At 67.2% G+C, this 20,182-nt stretch carries 22 protein-coding genes; 7 read left to right on the top strand and 15 right to left on the bottom strand.

All coding sequences use genetic code 11. The features are described from left to right. A partial coding sequence (locus HNO88_RS22085; protein WP_221420133.1) for a hypothetical protein occupies positions 1 to 208 on the top strand: 208 nt, incomplete at its 5' end. Positions 209 to 380: 172 nt separating this feature from the next. On the opposite strand, the gene HNO88_RS20120 is transcribed toward HNO88_RS22085, so the two are convergent. Beyond that, positions 381 to 1,154, bottom strand: coding sequence for an SDR family NAD(P)-dependent oxidoreductase (locus HNO88_RS20120; protein WP_184250126.1), 774 nt, complete (start codon positions 1,152 to 1,154; stop codon positions 381 to 383). Further along, entirely contained in the window at positions 1,151 to 2,953 is a 1,803-nt protein-coding gene (locus HNO88_RS20125; RefSeq protein WP_184250129.1) for a flavin-containing monooxygenase, read from the bottom strand. Before HNO88_RS20125 ends, HNO88_RS20120 begins: the two co-directional genes overlap by 4 nt. An 80-nt stretch (positions 2,954 to 3,033) precedes the next feature. Between HNO88_RS20125 and HNO88_RS20130 the strand changes: the two genes are divergently transcribed. Both HNO88_RS20130 and HNO88_RS20135 read left to right on the top strand, forming a co-directional pair. Continuing rightward, positions 3,034 to 4,011, top strand: a complete 978-nt coding sequence (locus HNO88_RS20130) for a LysR family transcriptional regulator (RefSeq protein ID WP_246382190.1) — start codon at positions 3,034 to 3,036, stop codon at positions 4,009 to 4,011. A gap of 94 nt (positions 4,012 to 4,105) precedes the next feature. Next, entirely contained in the window at positions 4,106 to 4,903 is a 798-nt protein-coding gene (locus tag HNO88_RS20135; RefSeq protein WP_221420134.1) for a helix-turn-helix domain-containing protein, read from the top strand. Here the strand turns inward: HNO88_RS20135 and HNO88_RS20140 are convergent. From HNO88_RS20140 to HNO88_RS20150, 3 genes are read right to left on the bottom strand one after another with little or no spacing between them, the layout of a single operon-like run. Then, positions 4,877 to 5,734, bottom strand: coding sequence for an alpha/beta hydrolase fold domain-containing protein (locus HNO88_RS20140; protein ID WP_184250137.1), 858 nt, complete (start codon positions 5,732 to 5,734; stop codon positions 4,877 to 4,879). The genes HNO88_RS20135 and HNO88_RS20140 overlap by 27 nt on opposite strands. A gap of 1 nt (position 5,735) precedes the next feature. Next, positions 5,736 to 6,569, bottom strand: a complete 834-nt coding sequence (locus HNO88_RS20145) for an SDR family NAD(P)-dependent oxidoreductase (RefSeq protein ID WP_184250140.1) — start codon at positions 6,567 to 6,569, stop codon at positions 5,736 to 5,738. Continuing rightward, positions 6,566 to 7,753: an LLM class flavin-dependent oxidoreductase gene (locus HNO88_RS20150; protein WP_184250143.1), complete on the bottom strand. Its 1,188-nt coding sequence runs from the start codon at positions 7,751 to 7,753 to the stop codon at positions 6,566 to 6,568. The genes HNO88_RS20145 and HNO88_RS20150 overlap by 4 nt, the downstream gene beginning before the upstream one ends. 225 nt (positions 7,754 to 7,978) lie before the next feature. Here HNO88_RS20150 and HNO88_RS20155 point away from each other — a divergent pair, with 225 nt between their 5' ends. Both HNO88_RS20155 and HNO88_RS20160 read left to right on the top strand, forming a co-directional pair. After that, a complete protein-coding gene (locus HNO88_RS20155; protein WP_184250146.1) occupies positions 7,979 to 8,809 on the top strand; it encodes an SDR family NAD(P)-dependent oxidoreductase in 831 nt (276 codons plus the stop codon). Positions 8,810 to 8,959: 150 nt separating this feature from the next. Beyond that, a complete protein-coding gene (locus HNO88_RS20160; protein WP_221420135.1) occupies positions 8,960 to 9,349 on the top strand; it encodes a PilZ domain-containing protein in 390 nt (129 codons plus the stop codon). A 7-nt stretch (positions 9,350 to 9,356) separates the two neighbouring features. On the opposite strand, the gene HNO88_RS20165 is transcribed toward HNO88_RS20160, so the two are convergent. The 7 genes from HNO88_RS20165 to HNO88_RS20195 form a co-directional block, all read right to left on the bottom strand. Next, positions 9,357 to 9,824 (bottom strand): nuclear transport factor 2 family protein, encoded by a 468-nt coding sequence (locus HNO88_RS20165; protein WP_184250152.1) that lies wholly within the window; start codon positions 9,822 to 9,824, stop codon positions 9,357 to 9,359. 10 nt (positions 9,825 to 9,834) lie between these two features. Continuing rightward, positions 9,835 to 10,611 carry an SDR family NAD(P)-dependent oxidoreductase gene (locus HNO88_RS20170; RefSeq protein ID WP_184250155.1) on the bottom strand — a complete coding sequence of 259 codons (777 nt, stop codon included), beginning with the start codon at positions 10,609 to 10,611 and terminating at the stop codon, positions 9,835 to 9,837. After that, positions 10,608 to 11,111, bottom strand: coding sequence for a nuclear transport factor 2 family protein (locus HNO88_RS20175; RefSeq protein WP_184250158.1), 504 nt, complete (start codon positions 11,109 to 11,111; stop codon positions 10,608 to 10,610). The genes HNO88_RS20170 and HNO88_RS20175 overlap by 4 nt, the downstream gene beginning before the upstream one ends. 84 nt (positions 11,112 to 11,195) lie before the next feature. Beyond that, entirely contained in the window at positions 11,196 to 11,777 is a 582-nt protein-coding gene (locus HNO88_RS20180) for a DoxX family protein (protein ID WP_184250162.1), read from the bottom strand. Positions 11,778 to 11,879: 102 nt separating this feature from the next. Continuing rightward, a complete protein-coding gene (gene dcd, locus HNO88_RS20185) occupies positions 11,880 to 12,434 on the bottom strand; it encodes a dCTP deaminase (protein WP_184250165.1) in 555 nt (184 codons plus the stop codon). A 59-nt stretch (positions 12,435 to 12,493) separates the two neighbouring features. Next, positions 12,494 to 12,934, bottom strand: a complete 441-nt coding sequence (locus HNO88_RS20190) for a BLUF domain-containing protein (protein WP_184250168.1) — start codon at positions 12,932 to 12,934, stop codon at positions 12,494 to 12,496. An 18-nt stretch (positions 12,935 to 12,952) separates the two neighbouring features. Next, positions 12,953 to 14,989 (bottom strand): putative bifunctional diguanylate cyclase/phosphodiesterase, encoded by a 2,037-nt coding sequence (locus HNO88_RS20195; RefSeq protein ID WP_184250171.1) that lies wholly within the window; start codon positions 14,987 to 14,989, stop codon positions 12,953 to 12,955. Positions 14,990 to 15,239: 250 nt separating this feature from the next. Here HNO88_RS20195 and wecB point away from each other — a divergent pair, with 250 nt between their 5' ends. Both wecB and wecC read left to right on the top strand, forming a co-directional pair. Then, on the top strand, positions 15,240 to 16,391 hold the full coding sequence (gene wecB, locus HNO88_RS20200; RefSeq protein WP_184250174.1) for a non-hydrolyzing UDP-N-acetylglucosamine 2-epimerase: 1,152 nt from the start codon (positions 15,240 to 15,242) through the stop codon (positions 16,389 to 16,391). After that, positions 16,369 to 17,682 carry a UDP-N-acetyl-D-mannosamine dehydrogenase gene (gene wecC / locus HNO88_RS20205; protein ID WP_184250177.1) on the top strand — a complete coding sequence of 438 codons (1,314 nt, stop codon included), beginning with the start codon at positions 16,369 to 16,371 and terminating at the stop codon, positions 17,680 to 17,682. Before wecB ends, wecC begins: the two co-directional genes overlap by 23 nt. Before the next feature lie 290 nt (positions 17,683 to 17,972). Here the strand turns inward: wecC and HNO88_RS20210 are convergent, their stop codons facing one another. From HNO88_RS20210 to HNO88_RS20220, 3 genes are read right to left on the bottom strand one after another with little or no spacing between them, the layout of a single operon-like run. After that, on the bottom strand, positions 17,973 to 18,734 hold the full coding sequence (locus HNO88_RS20210) for a molybdopterin-dependent oxidoreductase (protein WP_184250180.1): 762 nt from the start codon (positions 18,732 to 18,734) through the stop codon (positions 17,973 to 17,975). After that, positions 18,731 to 19,570, bottom strand: coding sequence for a cytochrome b/b6 domain-containing protein (locus HNO88_RS20215; RefSeq protein WP_184250183.1), 840 nt, complete (start codon positions 19,568 to 19,570; stop codon positions 18,731 to 18,733). Before HNO88_RS20215 ends, HNO88_RS20210 begins: the two co-directional genes overlap by 4 nt. After that, a complete protein-coding gene (locus tag HNO88_RS20220; protein ID WP_184250186.1) occupies positions 19,567 to 20,181 on the bottom strand; it encodes a carboxymuconolactone decarboxylase family protein in 615 nt (204 codons plus the stop codon). The genes HNO88_RS20215 and HNO88_RS20220 overlap by 4 nt, the downstream gene beginning before the upstream one ends. Between the last annotated feature and the right edge of the window lies 1 nt (position 20,182).

Consider the following 20,182-nt stretch of genomic DNA (forward strand, 5'->3'; position numbering starts at 1 on the left):
AACCGCATCGCCGACCACCCCAACCGTCAAATCGACGATCTCTTGCCTTGGAACTACCGCGCCGCCTGAGCAGAACCGCTCACCGGACGCTTACGCGTTAGCAGGCTTGATCGCGCTCTCTGATGCGGAGGCCGCCTGGTCCGCGCCTTTTCCCCAGAGCTCAGCTTCTGAATCAGTCAGTATGATGTACGCCTCGCCGAATTGGTGACGCCAATCTCTCATGCTGGGCAGAGAACGCAGAAGGCCTCAGCGCCGACGGCCTCGCTCTCGATCCTTTCTCACCGTCCCACCTCGAACGGCTTGAGAGCAAACCTTGGGTCAGGCGGTCGACGACGAGATCATGAGACCTCGGACGCCTGGGCGGATACGCTCGTGGGATGTCAGCCCGCAGTGATCCCTCGGTCCGCGGCGAAGCACGCGCCATGCACCGCCGTGGCTCGCGGCGAGGCTAGGAACAGGATCAGGTCCACCAGGTCCTCCGGCTCGTTGGGCGGGCGCAGGCCGCCGTAGCGGGAGACCAGGTCGCGATCGATGCCGTCGGACATGGACGTCATGCCGCTGACCATGGGCGTCATCATGCCACCCGGCGCCAGGGCGTTGATGCGCACCGGGGTGCGCGCGTATTCCATCGCCAGCGACTTGGTCAGGCTGACCAGCGCGGCCTTGCTGGCGCCATAGGCGGTCAGGTAGGCGTGGCCGAAGAACGCGGAACTCGACGCGATGTTGACGATGGCGCCGGCGCGCTCGACCAGGTGCGGCAGCGCGGCCTGGCACAGCAGGAACGGCGCGCGCAGGTTGATCGCGAACACGCGGTCCCAGGCCTCCGCCGTGGTCTGGGGCACGGGACTGAAGTGGAACACGCCCGCGACGTTCACCAGCACGTCGATGGTGCCGAATGCCTGCACCGTCGCGTCTATGACCATGCTGCCGACGTCGGACTGCGAAAGGTCGGCAAGGATGGGACGCGCGCTGCCGCCTTCGGCCCGAACCGCCTCTACAGACTGCTCCAGACCGTCACGATCGATATCGACCATGGCGACGTCCGCCCCGGACCGCGCGAAGGCGGCGGCCGTCACTTTGCCGAGGCCGGAGGCGGCCCCGGTGACGATCACGGTCTTCCCCGCGAATTCACCGGCGAAACGATCGTCGCTCATCGCGTCATCTCCTGCTGCGCGTCTATCGTCAGGACCAGGCCTTCCATCCGCTCCGCCGCGCGCCATTCGTGCAGCATGGCGAAGTATTCGTTGGCATCGCCGACGAAGCCCACATTGCGCAGGACGCCGCCGCCCAGGTTGCCTTCGTTGTTGAAGTAGCCCGGCGTGCACTGGCGCTGGAACTCGCCGAAGCCCTGCAGCCGGCTCAGGACGATCCGAAGCCAGCCTTCCGTGGCTTCGCGGCTCGGCTCGACCGTCGTCGCACCCTGCTCCCTCGCCTTGCGGATTACGTAGGCCGCATGCTCGGCAAGCTCGACCAGGACGTGTACGAAATTGATCGAGGCGCCGGCTTGCGTCGTGCTGAACAGGAACAGGTTGGGGAAGCCCAGCCGGTGCAGGCCGAACAGCGTCTCGGCACCGCGCTCCAAGCTGGCTTCCAGCGATTGCCCCGCGCGGCCGATCATGTCGAAGCCCAGCCTGCGGGTCTGGATCGTCGCGACCTCGAAGCCCGACGCATGGATCAGGCAATCCAGTTCGTACTCCGTCCCGCCCACGACCACGCCCTTGGGCGTGATCCGCTCCACGCCCACGCCATCGGTGTCGACCAGCGTGACGTTCGGGCGATTGAACGTGGCCAGGTACTCGTCGTGGAAGCAGGGACGCTTGCACATCTGGTGGTAGTACGGCTTGAGCGCCTCGGCGGTGACCGGGTCGTCGACAAGGGCGTCTACGCGCGCGCGGATCCGCTCCATGTTGCGCATATCGGCCAGTTCGCGCTGTTCGGCCGCGTTTGCGGGGTCGCTCGCCGCGGCATCGACGAGGGGCAGGAACACATCGGTCCAGCCGTCCTCGACCAGAATGCGATCGGGCACCTGGCCTGCGGTGATGGAAGTGAAATTGGCCATCCGCTCGCGTTGCCAGCCGGGCGCAAGGGCGGCGTACCACTGCCGGTCGGTCGTCGCATTGCCGCGCTCACCGACGCCCGACGGCGTGCGCTGGAAGACATGGAGGTGGCCCGCACCTTGCGCGAGCAGCGGGATCGCCTGCACGGCCGTCGCCCCGGTGCCGATGATGCCCACGCGTTTCCCGGCCAGCTTGTCCAGGCCACCGCCGGCATCTCCGCCGGTCACGGCATAATCCCACCGCGAGGTGTGGAAGCTTTCGCCTGCGAACGTCTCGATGCCGGGTATGCCCGGCAGCTTCGGTTTGTGCAGGACACCGCCGGCGACAACCACGAAGCGGGCGTCCAGCACGTCGCCGCGATCCGTCAGCACCGACCATCGGCGGTTTTTCTCGCTCCAGCGCACCTCGGTCACCGCGGTCTGGAACAGCGCCGTCTCGTAGAGCGCATAGCGGCGCCCGATCTGCTGGCAGTAGGCGAGGATCTCGGCGCCGGTGGCGTACCGCTCGCGGGGTTCGTAGCCCATCTCCTCCAGCAGCGGCAGGTAGATGTACGACTCCACGTCGCAGCGCACCCCCGGATAGCGGTTCCAGTACCAAGTCCCGCCGAAGTCGCCTGCCTTCTCGACGATGCGGAAGTCGCCGATACCGGCCTTGCGCAGTTCAGCCGCCGTCAGCAGCCCGCCGAAGCCCCCGCCGATCACGACCACGTCGATCGTCTCATGGCGCGGCAATCGCTCCACGCGGGGCGTATAGGGGTCGTCTTCGGAGAAGATCCCTGCAAAATCGCGGTACTGAGCGATACCATCCGGCCTGAGCCGCTTCTCACGCTCGGCCGCGTACTTGCGCCGCAACTCTTCGGGCGAGAAGCGCAGTTCGCCCTGGTCTTGCCGGCCCATGTCGCCATCCTTTCGACCGCCCGAGCCTGTCACCTGCTCGTGTCGGCCTTCACCGCATCCCCGCCGCCCTGCTTGCACCCATGGCGGCAAGAGCAGGATTGCAGTCAAAGCATGCAGCGTCCAATGCATATGATGGCTGGAACATATGCGATCGGTGCAACGTGGATCTTCGCAGTCTGAGGCATGTCGTGGCGCTTTCGCACACCCTCAACTACGTGCGCGCCGCCGAACGGTTGGGCCTCTCGCAATCCGCGTTGACGCGCAGCATCCAGGCGGTGGAGCGTGAGTGCGGTTCGCGGCTGTTCGACCGCGATCGGGGCGGTGTCAGCCTGACGCGCGCCGGAGCCGCCTTCGTGGAGCGGGCAAGCGCGCTGCTTGCGGGCGCGGACGATCTGGCGACCTTCATGCAGCGCACGGCCTTGCTGGAGGAAGGCGAGATCGCCTTCGGAATGGAGCCGCTCGTCGCCCGCGCACTCCTGGCGCCAGTCCTGAGCGACGCCATCGCCGCGGCCCCGGCATGGCGCAATCGCGTTGCGATCCGCAGCATCGAGGCCCTGTCGCCCATGCTGAAGGCGGGGGAGATCGACTTCTTCGTCAGCGCCGAGAGCGGACTTTCGCAGGACCCGGCGATCCGAGCCGAACGGCTCGGCGCCTTTCCGCTGTCGTTGCTGGTCCGGGCGGGCCACCCTGCCTTGACGAACCTCGACGACGAGGGGCCATACCCCGTGCTGCTGGCGGGCGAGGCGGGCACGTTCACGCACCTGCCCGCGCGCGTGACCCGCCTGATCTCGGGGCCAAGGCACATCGTCGAGGACTACGACATCCTGGCCAAGCTGACGCAGGCCACCGACGCGATCCTCATCGCATCGGCCGTCGCAGTCCGGCCGCAGATGGCGCAAGGCCTGGTCGAGGAGATCCCGGTGGGAGACCGGGCACGCGTTACCATGCCCATCATGATCTACACCCTGGCACGGCGATCGCGCTCTCCGGCGATGCTGAAGCTGGGAGAGGCCTTGCGGGCCGCCATGCGCGGTGTAGCGGACGATCGGCCGGGCTGAAGAGCGTCCACGACTGCGGTCGCGCGGGCAAGCTTGGTGGCGCTGGCGCGACGATGCTAAGGCCGGTCGTTCTCGTCCATGGCCCTGGTTCAAGATGTTGTCCGACGCCCCCAAGCCCAACAGATCCCCCGCTGTCGTGAAGCGCCCGGGCGAGCAGCGCAGCCGGTCGCGGTCGGCAACGCGGGCGCTGGATGTGCTGGAGCTGTTCGGAATACGGCGCTGCCCCTTGCGCGCGGTCGAGATCGGCGCGGCGCTCGATCTCAATCCGTCCTCCACCAACCAGATGCTCAAGACCATGATCGGCTCGGGCCACCTGGTGTTCGATGCCCGCAGGAAGACTTACCTGCCGTCGGCGCGACTGACCAAGTTCAGCCGCTGGATCGGCGTGCTGTATGGTCCCGGTGCCGACGTCGGAGACTTGCTGGCTGAGGTCGGGCTGCGAACGAACCTCGTCGCCACGGCATCTTCGCCGAACGACCTGTTCATGCAGATCATCGATTCCGCCATTCCCGAAGGCGCCACGGCGGAACGGGGCCTGCGCATCTCGATCTTCGGCTCGGCAGTGGGATCGGCTTACCTGTCCACGCTGGACGATGCCGATGTCACGCGGCTCGCGGTCCGTGCGCGCTTGAGCCAGGCGCGCATGCAGGCGCTGCCCGCTGAGATCGCCGCGGTGCGCGCGCAGGGCTTCGCGCAAGGGCCGAGTGCGGACGACCGGATCTGGTCGATCGCACTGCCCCTGCCCGCCACGATCTTCCAGGTGCCGACCGTGCTCGGCATCGCCGGGCCGTATGAGGCGGTTCGCGACGATGCCCCGGCTCTGGTGGAGATGGCACGCGGTGCCATTCGCGATCGATGCGGGCGCTCAGTGGAGGCCGGCGAGGAAGGATAAGGTGGCGGCCAGGACCTCGCGCGAGCCGGGCAGGTCCGGGCCGCGCGTCACCGCGACATGATCCATCCCCGCAACCTCGTGGAGGGTCGCAGGAACCGAGGCGGCAATGAGCCGCCGGTGGAAGGCCCGGGCATCATCGAGCAGCACCTCTCCGAGGCCGACGCTGATGTAAGTGGGCGGGAATAGCGCGGGGTCGCCAAGCACTGGCGAGGCCAGCGGATCGGTGGCGGGATAGCCCTGCAAGTACATCCGCGCCGCCTCGGTCGCCGAGCCTTCCGAGAACAGCGGGTCCGACCCGGCATTGGTACGGTAGGAAGCGCTGGTGACCCGCAGATCGAGCCACGGCGAATGCAGGACGAGGCCGGCAACCGCGATACCGTCCCGCGCGCAAAGCTGCGCCAGGGCCGCCGCGATCGCGCCGCCCGCGGAATCGCCGGCGAGCATGAGTGGGGCAGGCGATGGGGCCAGGTGCCGCAGCACGCGCATCCCGTCGTTCAAGCCCGCGGGAAACGGCGCCTCCGGAGCCAGGCGGTAGGCCGGGCAAAGTACGGTCGCCCCCGTCGCGTGCGCCAGAGCCGAGGCATAGCGGGCGCAGACTTCAGGCGCGCCCTGCCGGAAGCCGCCGCCGTGAAAGTGGACGATGGTGGGAGCATCCGGGCGAGCATGGCCGAACCGGATCGTGCGCACGCGCGCAATGACCTCGTCGACTTGCCCTTCCGCCTCCGGCAGAGCGCCACCGGCGATCACGGCGGCGAGCATGTGGCGCTTGCCTTGCAGGTCTGCTGGAGCGGATTGGCCCGGGCGTTCGGGCAGCGCATCCGGATGCGTCACGCTAGGTACCGACCCCGATCGTCTGGCCCTGTGGTGCCGGTAGCTTGGTGCTGAATCCGCCCGCCGCGATGTACCCGCCGTCCACCGCAAGCGTCTGCCCGGTGACGTAGGTCGCCATGTCGGACAGCAGGAACCCGACCGCATTGGCGATCTCGTCCGTGGTGCCGCGCCGCTTCATCGGCACGTTCGCCATGCCCTGGGCTTCACGCTCGGGGTCTCCCAGCGGAATGCGCGGGGTCACGACGCCGCCGGGCGCGACGCAGTTGGCCCGGATACCATGGGGTGCCCACTCCTGCGCCATGGTCCGCACGAGATTGACGAGCCCCGCCTTGGCCGCCCCGTAGGAGCCGTGGTTCTGGGCGGAGCGAAGGCCATCCACCGAGGCGATCGTGACCAGCGAACCCGGTGCCCCACGCGCGATGAGGCTACGCGCGAACTCGCGCGCGGCGATGAACACATAACGCAAGTTGCGGTTGTGGTCGGCGTCCCAGATCTCGGTCGTCATCTCGGCAAGCGAGCTCCATGCCGCCATGCCGATGATCGTGACCAGGCCGTCGACCGGCCCGAACTCGCGCTCCACTTGCGCAAAGGCGGCTGTCAGCGAAGCCTCGTCGGTCACGTCGGCCTGGACCGCGTAGGCCCGCACGCCCAGTTGTTCGACATCGCGCCTCACCCGCTCGGCCCGCGCGATCTCGATGTCCAGCAACGCAAGCTCTGCGCCGAGGGAGGCGAGCAGCCGGGCGGTCGCCTCGCCCATGCCCTGGCCGCCGCCGACGATGAGGATGCGCCGGCCTGCGAACCCGAAGAGATCGCGCTCCACTGCGGACCCGCTCATGCGGCCTGCCGATCGGAACGAAGCTCGCGCTCGGTGTCGCCGATCCGCTGGCCAAGGCTCGCGGCGGCTCGCGACGCACCTCGCTTCTGCAATTCCGGCATGACACGCGTGCCGAGCAGCTCGATCGACTTCATCACCGCTTCGTGCGGCAGGTATCCGAAGTTCAGGTAGCACAGGAGCTGGTCGACGCCGATCTCCTCCCAGCGCAGGAACTTCTGCAGGCATTCGTCCGGCGTACCGGCGATCACCATGTCCTCCTGGTCGAAGCGCTCGATGTCGAAGTCGTTGCGCACCTTCGCTTCCAGCAGCGGGAAGGCGTCGGCCTTCTGCTCGTCGGAGAGATGGGCCATCTCCCACTTGAGGTGGAACTTGGCCAGGCCTTCATACCACCACCACATCGATTCCCAGACGCGATTGGTGGCAAAGCTGTCACGCGATTCCGCGCAGTGGACCAAGGTGTACACGCCCACCTTGTTGGTGTGCACGCCGGTCAGCGGCACCGCGGTTTCCTGCGCGGCGCGATAGGTCTTGATGATCGAGGCCAGCTTGTCGAGCGGCTGCATGATGGAGAAGCACAGCAATCCGCAGCCGTTCTCGCCCGCCATCGTCGCGCTGCTTTCGGTGGCGGCGGCCATCCATGCGGGCGGGTGCGGGTACTGGTAGGGCTTGGGCGTCACCATCCGCTTGGGGAACTTGAGATACTCGGAATCCTCCTCGTAGTATTCCTGCTCCCACATGCCGACGACGGTGCGCGCGGCGGCCTTCATCTTGTCCTTGCTGGCGGGAATGTCGACGCCGAACGCGATCTGCTCCATCGGTGTCGAGCGGCCCATGCCCCACACGGCCCGACCCCGCGAGAGCACGTCCACGGTCGCGACCTTCTCGGCAACGCGGGCGGGATGGACGAATTCGTGCGGCATCAGCGAGACGCCGAAGCCCAGCTTGATCCGGTCGGTGATCTGCGACAGCGCGCCGAGCACGGCTTCGTTGCAGGGCATGTGGCTGCGGTTCTCGCGGAAGTGGTGCTCCACCAGCCAGACGGTGTCGAAGCCCACCTTGTCGGCCAGGACGATCTGCTCGATGTTCTCCTTGTAGACGCGGCGCTCTTCGGTGCGCTGGCCCCAGGGATGTTCGCCGGCCCAGGGCTGCGGCACATCGAATTCGTAAAGGAGGCTCAGGTCCATAGTCGTCTCCCGATCTTGTCTTGTTGCAAGATTGCTAGGCGACGATGATCCGGCACTGCAATTCAAAACGACGGCTCCAGCGTAAATACATCATTACGGAAAACGAGCTGCGTATATACGAATTTGCGCGGCGGATCGGTTCGGCGGCAGAATGACGATTGACCGCTCGCCACCATGATCGCAGCCTTGTCTCGAAAATTCGAGAACCGATCGAGAGGATGCGCCATGCAGACCGAACCTGTCGCCCAAGAGGTGCCGCAAAGAGCCATCGCCCAGGAGTTCGACCTGAGCGGTCGCACGGCCGTCATCACCGGGGCAGCCTCGGGCATCGGCCGCGAGACGGCGCGCCTGCTTGCCCAGGCCGGCGCCCGCACGCTGGTCAGCGACGTGAACGAAGACGGCCTCGCCGAGACGGCAAGGCTGATCGGTGAAGCAGGGCCGCCCGCGATCACGCAGGTGGCCGACGTCTCCTGCCGAGCGGAGATCGAAGCACTGGCGGACCTCGCGCTGGCCGAGACGGGCCGCCTCGACATCTGGATCAACGTGGCGGGCATCATCGTCCACCGACCCTTGCTCGAGGCCCGGGAGGATGAACTGGATCGCCTGCTCGCAATCAACCTGAAGGGCGTCTACTGGGGCTGTGTCGCCGCGGGGCGCGCGATGAGGCGCGCGGGCGGCTCCATCGTCAACTTGTCCTCCAGCGGCGGTGAGACGGCGGTGCCGGGCCTGTCCCTCTATTCGATGTCCAAGGCCGCCGTGAACATGCTGACGCGTACGGTGGCAAAGGAACTCGGCCCCTTCGGCATCCGCGCCAATGCGATCGCGCCAGGTTGGGTCGAAACGCCGATGGGCCTGCACAGCTTCCGCGACGCAAGCGGCGCGATCGACCCCGACAAGCGCGAGCTCGGCCTCCAGCAGCGCGCCCAGGCCTCGCCGCTGGGGATCACCGGCACGACACGCGACATCGCGCTGGCCGCACTCTATCTCGCCTCGGACGCCAGCCGCTTCATGACCGGGCAGATCCTTCGTCCCAACGGCGGAGTGTCGATGCCATGAGCGTCCAATTGCGTGTGCAGGCAAAGTCGCACTCGTGACGGGCGGCGCGCAGGCCATCGCCTGACGCGAACCGCGGCAGCGCCGCCCCCCGTCGGTTTACGGATGGCGTGCTAAGGCGAGCGGTAGTCGCCCGCCGCTACACCGGTGGGCATGGTCCCCCACTCGTCATCCTCCTTCGACAACCCGCGCGGCCGCCGCGAGAGTGCACGGCTGCGGGTGCGCCTCGCCGCGCGGCTGGTCAGCCGGTCGGGCACGCAGCATGTCATCCTGACCGACCTTTCGACCTACGGCGCGCAAGTCATCGCGGGCAAACCGTTGCGCGTCGGCGACGAGGTCATGCTGTTGTGGAGCGGGTTCGAGGCATTCGGCGACGTGGCGTGGAGCGCGGCACGCCACTACGGCATCCGGCTGGCCGATCCGCTCGGCCAGGTGGTGCTGGTCGGCACCCGCCAGCTCGACGCGACCGAGCGCCTGCCGGCCGAGCGCGAGCTGACGCGTCGTTCGGCGCAGTCCTTCGTGAAGGGCAACGTGCGCCTGTGACGGTCGGTCAGGCCTTGGTGTTGCCGATGGCCGACTTGAACAGGCTCCCCTCCGCCTCCCAGTCCAGCCGCACCCGGCGATGCGCGATCAGCCAGGCGCCGTCGATCTTCTCGAAGCGATCCAGATAGTAGCCCGCATGATCGGGCCCGATGTCGGTCCAGGCCACCCAATAGGTCCGGGCCTGCGCCGTGCGCGGTTCGATGAGTTCTATTCGCGAGGTAGAAAGGTGATGGCGCACGAACGTCGCCCCGTGGATCGCGCCTTCCTTCAGCAGCCAGCGTTCCTGCCACGCGCGGATCGCGTCGTGCCCCTGATAGCGGAACGCCCGGTCTTCGGGCACGTGCTCGCTCTCGATCACGCCATCGGCCGTGAAGCATTCGACGAACTCGCCGATCCGCAGGCGATCCCCCGCCGTGGTGTAGCGGGCCATGAGGTCGCGGATCGCCTCGCGCGCGAGCAGTTCGTCGAGGGTCATCCGGCACCTTTCACGACATCACCAGTCCCGCGTCCACATTGATCGACTGGCCGGTGACGGTACGCGCATCGTCGGAGGCGAGGAACAGTGCCATGCGCGCGACGTCCTCTGGCGTGGAGAAGGTCTTGAGCGGCAGCGGGGCAACGATCCCCGCCTCGATCTCCTCCAGGCTCTTGCCCTGTTCGGCGGCCACGCGTTTCATGTAGTTGACCATCAGATCGGTGCCGATCGCGCCGGGCACCACGCAATTGCAGCGGATGCCGTACTCGCCCACTTCGCGCGCGATCGTCTTGGTGAGGATGCGCAGTGCGCCCTTGGCGGCGGAGTAATGGCTCTTGCGCACCATGCCGTCCCACCCCGCGCTGGACGAAAAGTTGACGATCGAGCCGGTCCGCCGCTCCAGCATCGAGCGGTTGAGCACCTCGCGCGTGCACAACATCGCGGCCATGCAATCGACCTTGTAGGTGTCGAGGAAGTTGTCGACCGTCTGCTCCCAGATGTACTTGTCGATACCGGGGACCGCGGCGTTGTTCATCATCACGTCGACCTGGCCCCAGCGGCTCATCGCCGCCTCCACCATCGCCGCGACGTCGGCTTCGTCGGTGACGTCGGCGCGCACCGCGACGGCCTGATCGCCGATGGCCGCCGCGGCCTCCTCCACCAATTCCAGGCGCCGCGCGGCGAGCACCAGCCTGGCGCCCTGTGCTGCCATCATCCGCGCCATCACCGGGCCGAGGCCGGTGCTGGCGCCGGTGATGATGGCCACCTTGCCTGCGAAGCGGCTCATATCGCGGCCACCTTGCGCATGGTCTCATGGCTCTGCGGCGAGCCGTCCAGCGCGCGGTTGAAGCGCTCGACGATGCGCCAGCCATGCTCGGTGCGGCGCAGGGTCCAGTGGTTCACCGCCGCGCGCCACAGGAACCAGCGATCCTCTTCCCTGAGGATGACGACGGAATACCCAACGGCCTGAGCCTCGTCGCCCTTGACGCTGATCTTGGGGGTGGCGGTCAGGTGCGCGCAGCCGGTCTGGACCAGATCCAGGTGGCCTTCCCAGTGGTACATACCCGCAAGCTCGTCGGGCGCTTCCAGGCGCTTGGTCCCGCCATCGGGCAGCGTGAAGCTGTAGCCGCCGCCTTCGACCCACAACTCGCCCGCGGGGCGCGCCGTGGCGCTGTCGACCAGTGGGCCATAGGTGTTGAGCAGGTTGAGGATCTCCAGGTGATCCTCAACCTTGCGACAACGGGCCTCAAGGGCGGCAAGCCGCTGCTCGATCGCGCCTTCGGTCATGATCTCTCCGGTCGTTCTGGTCTGTTGAACACGAGTTCAGCGCAGAGCGGAACGGAGGGCAAGTTCCCGTGTGGGGAGCCGGTCCTACCAGTCGAACCAGCGGTTGCGACGACGCACGCCATCGCCACGAAGGGTCGTGTCGGGGATGCCGTCGTGATTGGTATCGACGTAGTGCGTGCCGGCTGGCGTGGTGGTCCGCACCGCCTCGACGGTGGCTTCGGCACGGGCTGCGCGCAGTTCGGCTTCGTGCGCGCGGCGCTCGGCCTCAAGCGCGGCGCTTTCGCTGCGGCGCGAAGTGCGCAAGGTGTAGTAGTGGCCCCACATCTGGCTATGCGCGAAGGCCAGCGCCAGGCCACCGATGATGGCAAGGTTCTTGAGCGCCTGCGCGGCCTGCGCCGGGTCGACGAAGCGGTTGTGCGCGAACAGGATGGTGCCCGCGGTGAAGACCGCCAGCAGCACCGCGACCAGTCGCACCGCGAAACCGCCAGCAAGGCACAGGCCGCCGACCAGTTCGAACAAGCCGACCGGCACGGCGAAGCTTGGGGGAAGGCCATAGCTGCCCAGCATCGTCGCCGTCGCACCGATGCTCATAAGCTTCGTTATGCCACTGACGACGAAAAGAAGCCCGATCAGCACGCGTCCGATTATCGCGGCAATCTTCGACATGGCCTGCCTCTTCCCTGCTGTGGTGTCGTGGAAGGAAGCGCCGCGCGAAAGCTTTGTTCCCGAGGGTGACGGTTCCGAGCGCCGGTGTAAGGCCAGCCCCGCCTACAGCCTCGGCAGCGTCACCCCAAGCTGGCCCATGTACTTGCCTGCGCGGTCGGCATAGCTGACCTCGCATGGCTCGTTGCCCTTGAGGAACAGGAACTGGCACGCGCCTTCGTTGGCGTAGACCTTCGCGGGAAGCGGCGTGGTGTTCGAAAACTCCAGCGTAACGTGCCCTTCCCAGCCCGGCTCCAGCGGTGTCACGTTTACGATGATACCGCAGCGCGCATAAGTCGACTTGCCCAGGCAGATGACCAGCACGTCACGCGGCACGCGGAAATATTCGACCGTCCGTGCCAGCGCGAAAGAGTTGGGCGGGATCACGCAGCAGTCGGTCTTGCGATCGACGAACGAGTTGGCCGCGAAGTTCTTCGGGTCGACGACGGCCGAATCGACGTTGGTGAAGATCTTGAACTCGTCCGCCACGCGCGCGTCGTAGCCATAGGACGAAAGCCCGTAGGAAATGCACCCGTCGCGGCGCTGCGCTTCCACGAAAGGCTCGATCATGCCGCTGGAGCGTGCCTGCTCGCGGATCCACTTGTCGCTTTGTATTGCCATGGCGGGCACATTCCCGAAGCATGCCGGCTCGGCAAGCGAAAGCTGTGCCGCGCGCGGCCTCAGGCCTGCTCCGTCACCGCCATCTCGTGATCGAGCAGCCGACGCATCTGCGACACGGCTTCGCGCGCATTGATGCCGACCAGGAAGCGCAAGTCCTCAAGGTCGTCGCGCAGCTTGAGCGCCGTGCTGTCGCCGCCACCCAGCAGCGCCATGCTCCATTCCGGGAAGATACGCTCGCGCACAGGAACCAGGTCGATCAGCTTGACCTCGTCATGGCGGAAATCGCAGCAGATCGTCTCGAAGGTACGCTCGATCGCGTCGATCGGCCCTTCCAGGACCTGGACAAAGTTGTCGCCGACGTGCAGCAGGCTGCCGGTCAGTCCAGCGGCGGCGTTGCGGCTCGCCGAGCGCTCGGCGAGATCGCGCACGAGGGCATCGCGCTCGGCCCCGGTCTCGCGCATCGCGCAACGGCTGACATAGAGAAGACGGCTTAGCGGCATGGTCAGTGCTCCTGCGCGTTACGCTGCGATGGAGGCGGCGCGCGCCTCGAGCAGGGCCAGGAAATCGGCCACGCGGATCGGGCGGCTGATGAGAAAGCCCTGCACGTGGTCGCAGCCGTGCTTGGCGATGAAGGAGAGCTGCTCGCTGGTTTCGATTCCTTCGGCGGTGACCTTCATGTCCAGGCTCTCGCCCAGTTGCGCGATGGCCCGCACGATCGACGCGCTGCCCTCGTCGTCGGGCAGCCTGCAGATGAACGAGCGGTCGATCTTGATCCGGCTGATCGGGAAGCGATGCAGGTAGCTGAGCGACGAGTAGCCGGTGCCGAAGTCGTCGAGCGAAATCCGTACGCCCAGGTCGCGCAGATGGTTGAGCGTACGCAGCGCCGCCTCGTCGTCGCCCAGCAGCGCGGTTTCGGTGATCTCGAGCTCGAGCCGCTCGGCGCGCAGCCCCGACTCGAGCAATGCCTGCGAGACGATCTGCGGGAGGCGCGGATCGAGCAGCTGCACCGGAGAGACGTTGACCGCCACGTCGAGCTCCTCGGGCCAGGTCGTGGCATCGCGGCAGGCCTGCTGCAGGACTTTGGCGCCGATGCGTGAGACGAGGCCCAGCTCCTCGGCGATGGGAATGAACTCGGCGGGAGACACGTAGCCGCGCTCGGGGCAGTGCCAGCGCAGCAGCGCCTCGGCGCCGGTCACCACTCCGGTCTGCGAATCGATGACCGGCTGGTAGAACACCTCGAAGTCGTCGCGCATGCAGGCGCGGCGCAAGTCCACCTCCAGGAAGCGGCGGCGCTGCATGGCGTCCATCATCTCGGTTTCGAATAGGCAGAAGCGGTCCTTGCCGTCGCGCTTGGCCGAGTAGAGCGCGACGTCGGCGTGCTGGATCAGCTGCTCGCTCTCGCCACCATGATCGGGCGCCAGCGCGATGCCGACGCTCGCGCCCAGCTCTGCGACGCTGCCGCCGACGACGAAGGGCCGCGACATGATCTCCACCACGCGCGCCGCCAGAGCGGAGGCCTGATCGGCATCGGCGACTCCGAACGCGACGATCGCGAATTCGTCCCCGCCGATTCGCGCAACAAGGTCGCCCTCGCGCACGGCCTGGCGCAGGCGATTGGCCACGCGCTGCAGCACCAGATCGCCGACCGGATGGCCCAGCGTATCGTTGATCGGCTTGAACCGGTCGAGATCGAGCATCAGCAGCGCGAAGGGGCGGCCATAGCGCGCCAGCTTGCCGCACTCGCTCTCCAGCGTGGCGGAGAAGCTGTGGCGGTTGGCGAGCCCGGTCAGCGCGTCGTGCATGGCGATGTGCGCCAGCCGGTCGCGCGACTGCGACTGGGTGCGGCCCTCCAGCAGGTACGTCGAGATCCCGGTGCCCACGATCAGCAGCGCGACCATCGCGATCGACAAGGCAACGGACGTGAACGTTTCGCTATCCGCTCCCGCCGAGACGCCGGGGATCGGGGTGACCGAGAATGCGGCCATGCCGGTGAAGTGCAGGCCGACGATCGCGAGCATCAGCATCGCGCAAGGCACGATTCGGTCGGCGGGCCGCGACTGGCGCAGGCGGTGGATCAGCGCCATCGTCAGACCCGAGGCGACGAACAGAGAGGCGATGACATAAGCCGGACGCCACTCGACGATGCCTTGGGCGCGGTAGGCGAACATGCCCGTGTAATGCATCGCCGCGATCGACAGCCCGATCGCGCCGCCGCCGACCACCACTGCAAGCGCACGGTTCCGCGAGATCGCGAACAGCAGTCCCAGCGCGATGCCCGCGACCGCGATCAGCGCCGAGGCGATCGTCAGAGGACCATCGAAATCGACCGGAACGGCCGATTTGTAGCCAAGCATGGCGATGAAATGCGTCGCCCAGGTCGCGGCCCCGGCCGTGACCGCCGAGAGGAAGCACCAGTGGAAGCGCGATGTCCCCGGCTCGGCCAGCGTCCGGCGGAACAGGGTGATCGAAACGGCGGAGCCTGCCAGGCACATGATCGCTGCGAGCAGCACGATCCACAGGTCGTGCTCGTAGACCAGACAAGTGAGAACACGCATGCAAGGCTCCGTAACGACGGGCTTGCGGCCCGCACGCTGCTCATCGCCTGACACTGCTTAATAAAAGTTCTCTTAACCGTGTAAAATCGTCCGATTTCAGCACCGATACCGATGATTTACCCGTCGGTGCAGGGGCTTAAAAACAGCGGCAAACCGCCGTATCGCGAATGCTCGCGAACGGCGCCTGCCGATTTCGGGTTCCGGCGTCCGGGTTATTTCATGCTTAACACAGCGCTGGTATCGCGCCCTCATGACCCAGACCTCTTCCGCGCCAGCCCGCATCCTCGTCGTCTTCGGCACTCGGCCGGAAGCGATCAAGCTGTTCCCCGTGATCCACGCGCTCAAGGCCGATTCGCGCTTCGAATGCGTGGTCTGCGTCTCGGCGCAGCATCGGCAGATGCTCGACCAGGTGCTGGAGATCGCCGGCATCGTGCCCGACCACGATCTGGACGTCATGCAGCCCGACCAGACGCTCGACGCGCTGACCGCCAATCTGCTCACCGGTTTGGGCAAGGTGATGGACCGGGTGCAGCCGGCCCGCGTGATCGTGCAGGGTGACACCGCCACCGCCATGGCCGGCGCGCTGGCCGCCTATTACCGCAAGTTGCCGGTCGATCATGTCGAGGCGGGCCTGCGCAGCTACAACATCTATCACCCCTGGCCCGAAGAGGTGAACCGCAAGATCATCGGGTCGATGGCCAGCCTGCACTTCGCACCTACCGCCACGGCCGCCGCTGCCTTGCTCAAGGAAAACGCGGATCCAACCCGCGTCCACGTCACCGGCAATACCGTGATCGATGCGCTGCACTGGGTTTCGGCGCGAATCGAAGCGGAGCCGTCACTCGCCGGCGGCCTGGCCGAACTCGAGTCGCGCTTCGCGCAGCGGCGGATCATCGGCGTCACCAGCCACCGTCGCGAGAACTTCGGCGAGGGCATGGACGGCATCGCCCGAGCCATTCGCGAGATCGCATCGCGTCCGGACGTCGCGGTGATCTTCCCGGTCCACTTGAACCCCAACGTGCGCCGGGTGATGAACACCGCGCTTGCGGGACAAGACAACGTCGCCCTGATCGAGCCGTTGGACTACCCGCACTTCGCGCGGCTCATCAACATCGCCGAGATCATGCTGACCGACAGCGGCGGCGTGCAGGAGGAAGCGCCCGCGCTCGGCAAGCCGGTGCTGGTCATGCGCGAGACCACCGAGCGCCCCGAAGGCGTCGAGGCCGGCACCGCCAAGCTGGTCGGCACCGATGCCGCCACCATCGTTACCGAAATTTCAACCCTGCTCGACGATAGGGAAGCTTACGAGGCCATGGCGCGCGCCCACAATCCGTTCGGGGATGGGCACAGCTCGGCCCGCATCGTGGAGCTGCTCGCCAATGAAATCGGATTCGAAGCCTGACGTCTGTGTCGTCGGCCTGGGGTATATCGGACTTCCCACCGCTGCGGTGATCGCGCGTGCGGGCTGCAAGGTGCTCGGCCTCGACGTCTCGCAGCGCGTGGTGGACACCATCAACCGCGGCGAGATCCACATCGAGGAAGTCGACCTCGACGGCCTGGTGCAGGGCGTCGTCGCACGCGGCCTGCTCTCGGCCTCGATCACGGTCGCGCCCGCGGATGTGTTCGTGATCGCGGTGCCCACGCCATTCGGAAAAGACGAGTCCGGGGACCACGTGCCCGACATCTCGTACGTGCTGGCCGCCGGCAAGACGATCGCGCCGGTGCTGAAGGCGGGCGACGTGGTGATCCTCGAATCGACCTCGCCGGTCGGCACCACCGAGCAGCTTCGGGACATGATCGCGCAGATGCGTCCCGACCTGAAGGTGCCGGGCTGCACCCGCGAGACGCCCGATATCTCGATCGCTTATTGCCCCGAGCGGGTGCTTCCCGGCCGCATTCTGGAAGAGCTGACCAACAACGACCGCTCGATCGGCGGCATCACGCCGCGTTGCGCGCGCAAGGCGCTGGCGTTCTACAAGCGCTTCGTGCGCGGCGAGTGCGTGGTCACCGATGCGCGCTCGGCCGAGATGACCAAGCTGGTCGAGAACGCCTACCGCGACGTCAACATCGCTTTCGCCAACGAGCTGTCGATGGTGTCGGACCGCATGGGCCTCGACGTGTGGGAGGTGATCCGCCTCGCCAATCGCCACCCGCGCGTGAACATCCTCTCGCCCGGCCCCGGCGTCGGCGGCCACTGCATCGCGGTCGACCCCTGGTTCATCGTCCACGGCGCGCCGGAGGAGACCCCGCTGATCCGCACCGCGCGCGGGGTCAACGACGGCAAGATGCACCACGTGATCAAGCGCGCGGACGAGCTCGTCGCCGCGCATCCGGGCGCGAAGATCGCCTGCCTCGGCCTCGCCTTCAAGGCCAACATCGATGACTTCCGCGAGAGCCCGGCCCGCTTCGTCGCCGCGCGCCTGGCGCGCAAGTACGGCGAGCGGGTGCACATCGTCGAGCCCTACGCGAGCGAGCTGCCCATTGAATTCACCGACACCGGCGCCGTCCAGATCGACGTCGACGAGGCGCTGGAGACTTGCGACATCCTCATCGTGCTGGTCGACCACGACGTGTTCCGCGTCGTCCCCCTGGCCGAGCGGGCGAGCAAGCTGGTCTACGACACGCGCGGGATCTGGCCCGACCAGCCCCGCGTCGTGCGCGAGGAGCGGGAACTGGTGCGCCTGGCGGGGTGAGGTTGCGGCTTTCGGGGTGAGGTTGCGGCTTTCGGGCCAGCCAGCAGCCAAACATCCGTCGTCCCCGCGCAGGCGGGGACCCCGCTTCTTACTCGGATCTTGGAAGAAAGAAGCGGGACCCCCGCCTGCGCGGGGGCGACGGAAGGGTGAAACACCACGTCGTCCCGGGCTCGACCCGGGACCGGTTTCGGCATGTCCGGTGCTGTCGGCTAGGCGCCCCAACGCGAGTTTCATCACTGGCGAAACCGGTCCCGGGTCGAGCCCGGGACGACGCTCTGCTTAAAGCTTGCCTAGATCCCCGCGTACCAGGCGTAGCCGCTCGAATCCTCCCAGTACCCGCCCTTGCCGCCGTACAGGCCCGCCAGGGTCTCGCGCGCCTCGATGCGCATGACGAACTTGGCATGCTTGTACCCCAGCTGGCGCTCCACGCGCAGCCGCACCGGCGCGCCGTGCGCCTCTTCCAACGGCCGCCCGTTCATCGCCCAGGCCAGAATCGTCTGCGGATGGCGCGCATCCATCATGTCGATCGATTCGTAATACGGCGCGCCGCCGTAGATGTCGGCGCAGTGGAACACGAGGTAGCGGGCGGACGGGCTCACCCGCGCCAGGTCCAGCACATGGCCGAGCTGCGGCCCATGCCACTGCCCGATCGCGCTCCAGCCCTCGACGCAGTCGTGCCGGGTGATCTGCACGCGTTGCGGCAGCGCCTTGAGCGCGGTCAGCGGCAAGTCGAGCGGCCGCGCCACCAGCCCATCGACTCGCAAGGCCCAGCGATCGAAGCCTTGCGCCAGGTGCTGCTTGTACGCCTCGCCCGCGCCTTCCTTGCTGCCGTTGGCGCGGAACACCGGCGACAGGTCCGCAGGCCGGAACTCTTGCGCCAGGGCCTGCCCGCCGAGCGCACGCTGGGTCACGCGGTGCAGGTCCTCGGCGCTCTCGAGCGCGCCGCGAAAGGCCGGCTGCTGATAAAGCTTGTCGCAGCCCGACAGCAGCAGCCCACCGCCCAGTGCCCCGGTGCGGATCAACGACCGGCGCGAGAGGATCAGCTTGGTCATGGGTTGTCTCTCGGCACCCGGTACCAGCCGGTGACGATCGAGCGCAGTTCGTTGATCGGCCCCGCCAGCACCACCATGACCACGTGCACCACGACGAACGCCACGAGCCCCCAGGCGCACAGGAAGTGAATCGAGCGGGCCGACTGGCGCCCGCCGAACAGCTCGGTCACGATCGGGGCCCAGGCGTCGGTGCCCGGCGACATCGCCAGCCCGGTCACGATCATCAGCGGGATCAGGACGAACAGCACGCCCGCGTAGGAGATCTTCTGCAGCACGTTATAGCGCAGCGCCGCCGCTCCGGTCGGGAAGCGAAGCCGGGCATGCTCCTTCACATCGTGCCAGATGTGCGAAGGCCGCCACTCGCGCCGGGTGATGTGCACGTCTCGCCGCAAGTGTCCGTTCACCAGCGACCACGGCAGGTAGACCAGCAGGCCGAGGGCGAGCACCCACGCGAAGGCCATGTGCCAGACGCGTCCATCGGCCAGGCTGTAGTTGGACGGGATCGTCGCCCAATATGAAAAGGCGCGGCGCCGCTCCATGCCGCCGGGATCGGTCCACACGCCGAGCCAGCCGGTGGTCGGCACCTGCCACGAGCCGATGCGCAAGTACCCGCTGCCGCCCCGCTGTCCGATCTCCAGCCAGGCATAGTCGAAGTTCGCCCCATACTCGCCCCAGTAGAGCCGGGGATGGGCGTTGAAGATCATCAGCCCGCTCATCAGCAGGACCAGCAGCGTGACCGCGTTGACCCAATGCCACACGCGGGTGGAGAGCCGGTGACGGCGGACGAGCTCGCCGCCCTGCGCTTCGGGTTCGGGCGGATCGGCATCGAGGCTCACCGTCGCGACAATCCCTCTTCGCAGCCTTCCAGGCGCATGCGCAGCGAGTTCTGCACGAAGGCCGTGGCGACATACTGGCCGACCATCGCCGGAAACTCGATCAACTGGGCCTCGTCCCAGGATTTCGCCAGCGTGGCCCACGTCGCGTCGGAAATCACCTTGTCGTCGATCAGTTCCTCGACACCGGCCAGGATCGCGCGCTCGTGCTCGCCCCACCCCTCGGCTTGCGAGCCCTGGCGCGCCCGCTCGACCACCTCGGCGCTCATCCCGATGCGATAGGCGACGCCGACGTGCTGGCCCCACTCGTAAGGCGCGCCGCAGAGCCATGCCACGCGCAGGATCGCCAGCTCGCGCTCCACCGGCGGGATCTCGCCGTTGTAGAGCACGGTGCCCAGGTCCATCTGGCAGCGGAACAGCTCCGGATGACGGATCATGGTGCGCATGTACTCGGGCGCGGTATCGACCACCGGCGGCGCTCCCGCACCGGCCCGCACCGCGTTGATCGCGTCGATATCGGTCCGGCTCAGCGCCTCGAAGGCCACCGGCTCGATGCGCGGCGCCTCGCCGACGACGCGGCGTTCGCGCTCGATGATGTCCCATTCGATCGGCATG

Source organism: Novosphingobium chloroacetimidivorans (assembly GCF_014204535.1).
Taxonomy (GTDB): Bacteria; Pseudomonadota; Alphaproteobacteria; order Sphingomonadales; family Sphingomonadaceae; genus Novosphingobium; species Novosphingobium chloroacetimidivorans.

Bases quoted from the DNA above. Each gene is read 5' to 3' on its own strand.
- wecB (WP_184250174.1), top strand. From the start codon at position 15,240: ATGACCCAGACCTCTTCCGCGCCAGCCCGCATCCTCGTCGTCTTCGGC.
- HNO88_RS20160 (WP_221420135.1), top strand. From the start codon at position 8,960: ATGGTCCCCCACTCGTCATCCTCCTTCGACAACCCGCGCGGCCGCCGC.
- HNO88_RS20210 (WP_184250180.1), bottom strand. From the start codon at position 18,734: ATGACCAAGCTGATCCTCTCGCGCCGGTCGTTGATCCGCACCGGGGCA.
- HNO88_RS20120 (WP_184250126.1), bottom strand. From the start codon at position 1,154: ATGAGCGACGATCGTTTCGCCGGTGAATTCGCGGGGAAGACCGTGATC.
- HNO88_RS20195 (WP_184250171.1), bottom strand. From the start codon at position 14,989: ATGCGTGTTCTCACTTGTCTGGTCTACGAGCACGACCTGTGGATCGTG.
- HNO88_RS20190 (WP_184250168.1), bottom strand. From the start codon at position 12,934: ATGCCGCTAAGCCGTCTTCTCTATGTCAGCCGTTGCGCGATGCGCGAG.
- wecC (WP_184250177.1), top strand. From the start codon at position 16,369: ATGAAATCGGATTCGAAGCCTGACGTCTGTGTCGTCGGCCTGGGGTAT.
- HNO88_RS20130 (WP_246382190.1), top strand. From the start codon at position 3,034: ATGGCGGCAAGAGCAGGATTGCAGTCAAAGCATGCAGCGTCCAATGCA.
- HNO88_RS20125 (WP_184250129.1), bottom strand. From the start codon at position 2,953: ATGGGCCGGCAAGACCAGGGCGAACTGCGCTTCTCGCCCGAAGAGTTG.
- HNO88_RS20145 (WP_184250140.1), bottom strand. From the start codon at position 6,569: ATGAGCGGGTCCGCAGTGGAGCGCGATCTCTTCGGGTTCGCAGGCCGG.
- HNO88_RS20180 (WP_184250162.1), bottom strand. From the start codon at position 11,777: ATGTCGAAGATTGCCGCGATAATCGGACGCGTGCTGATCGGGCTTCTT.
- HNO88_RS20175 (WP_184250158.1), bottom strand. From the start codon at position 11,111: ATGACCGAAGGCGCGATCGAGCAGCGGCTTGCCGCCCTTGAGGCCCGT.
- HNO88_RS20170 (WP_184250155.1), bottom strand. From the start codon at position 10,611: ATGAGCCGCTTCGCAGGCAAGGTGGCCATCATCACCGGCGCCAGCACC.
- HNO88_RS20165 (WP_184250152.1), bottom strand. From the start codon at position 9,824: ATGACCCTCGACGAACTGCTCGCGCGCGAGGCGATCCGCGACCTCATG.
- HNO88_RS20220 (WP_184250186.1), bottom strand. From the start codon at position 20,181: ATGCCGATCGAATGGGACATCATCGAGCGCGAACGCCGCGTCGTCGGC.
- HNO88_RS20155 (WP_184250146.1), top strand. From the start codon at position 7,979: ATGCAGACCGAACCTGTCGCCCAAGAGGTGCCGCAAAGAGCCATCGCC.
- HNO88_RS20150 (WP_184250143.1), bottom strand. From the start codon at position 7,753: ATGGACCTGAGCCTCCTTTACGAATTCGATGTGCCGCAGCCCTGGGCC.
- HNO88_RS20135 (WP_221420134.1), top strand. From the start codon at position 4,106: ATGTTGTCCGACGCCCCCAAGCCCAACAGATCCCCCGCTGTCGTGAAG.
- dcd (WP_184250165.1), bottom strand. From the start codon at position 12,434: ATGGCAATACAAAGCGACAAGTGGATCCGCGAGCAGGCACGCTCCAGC.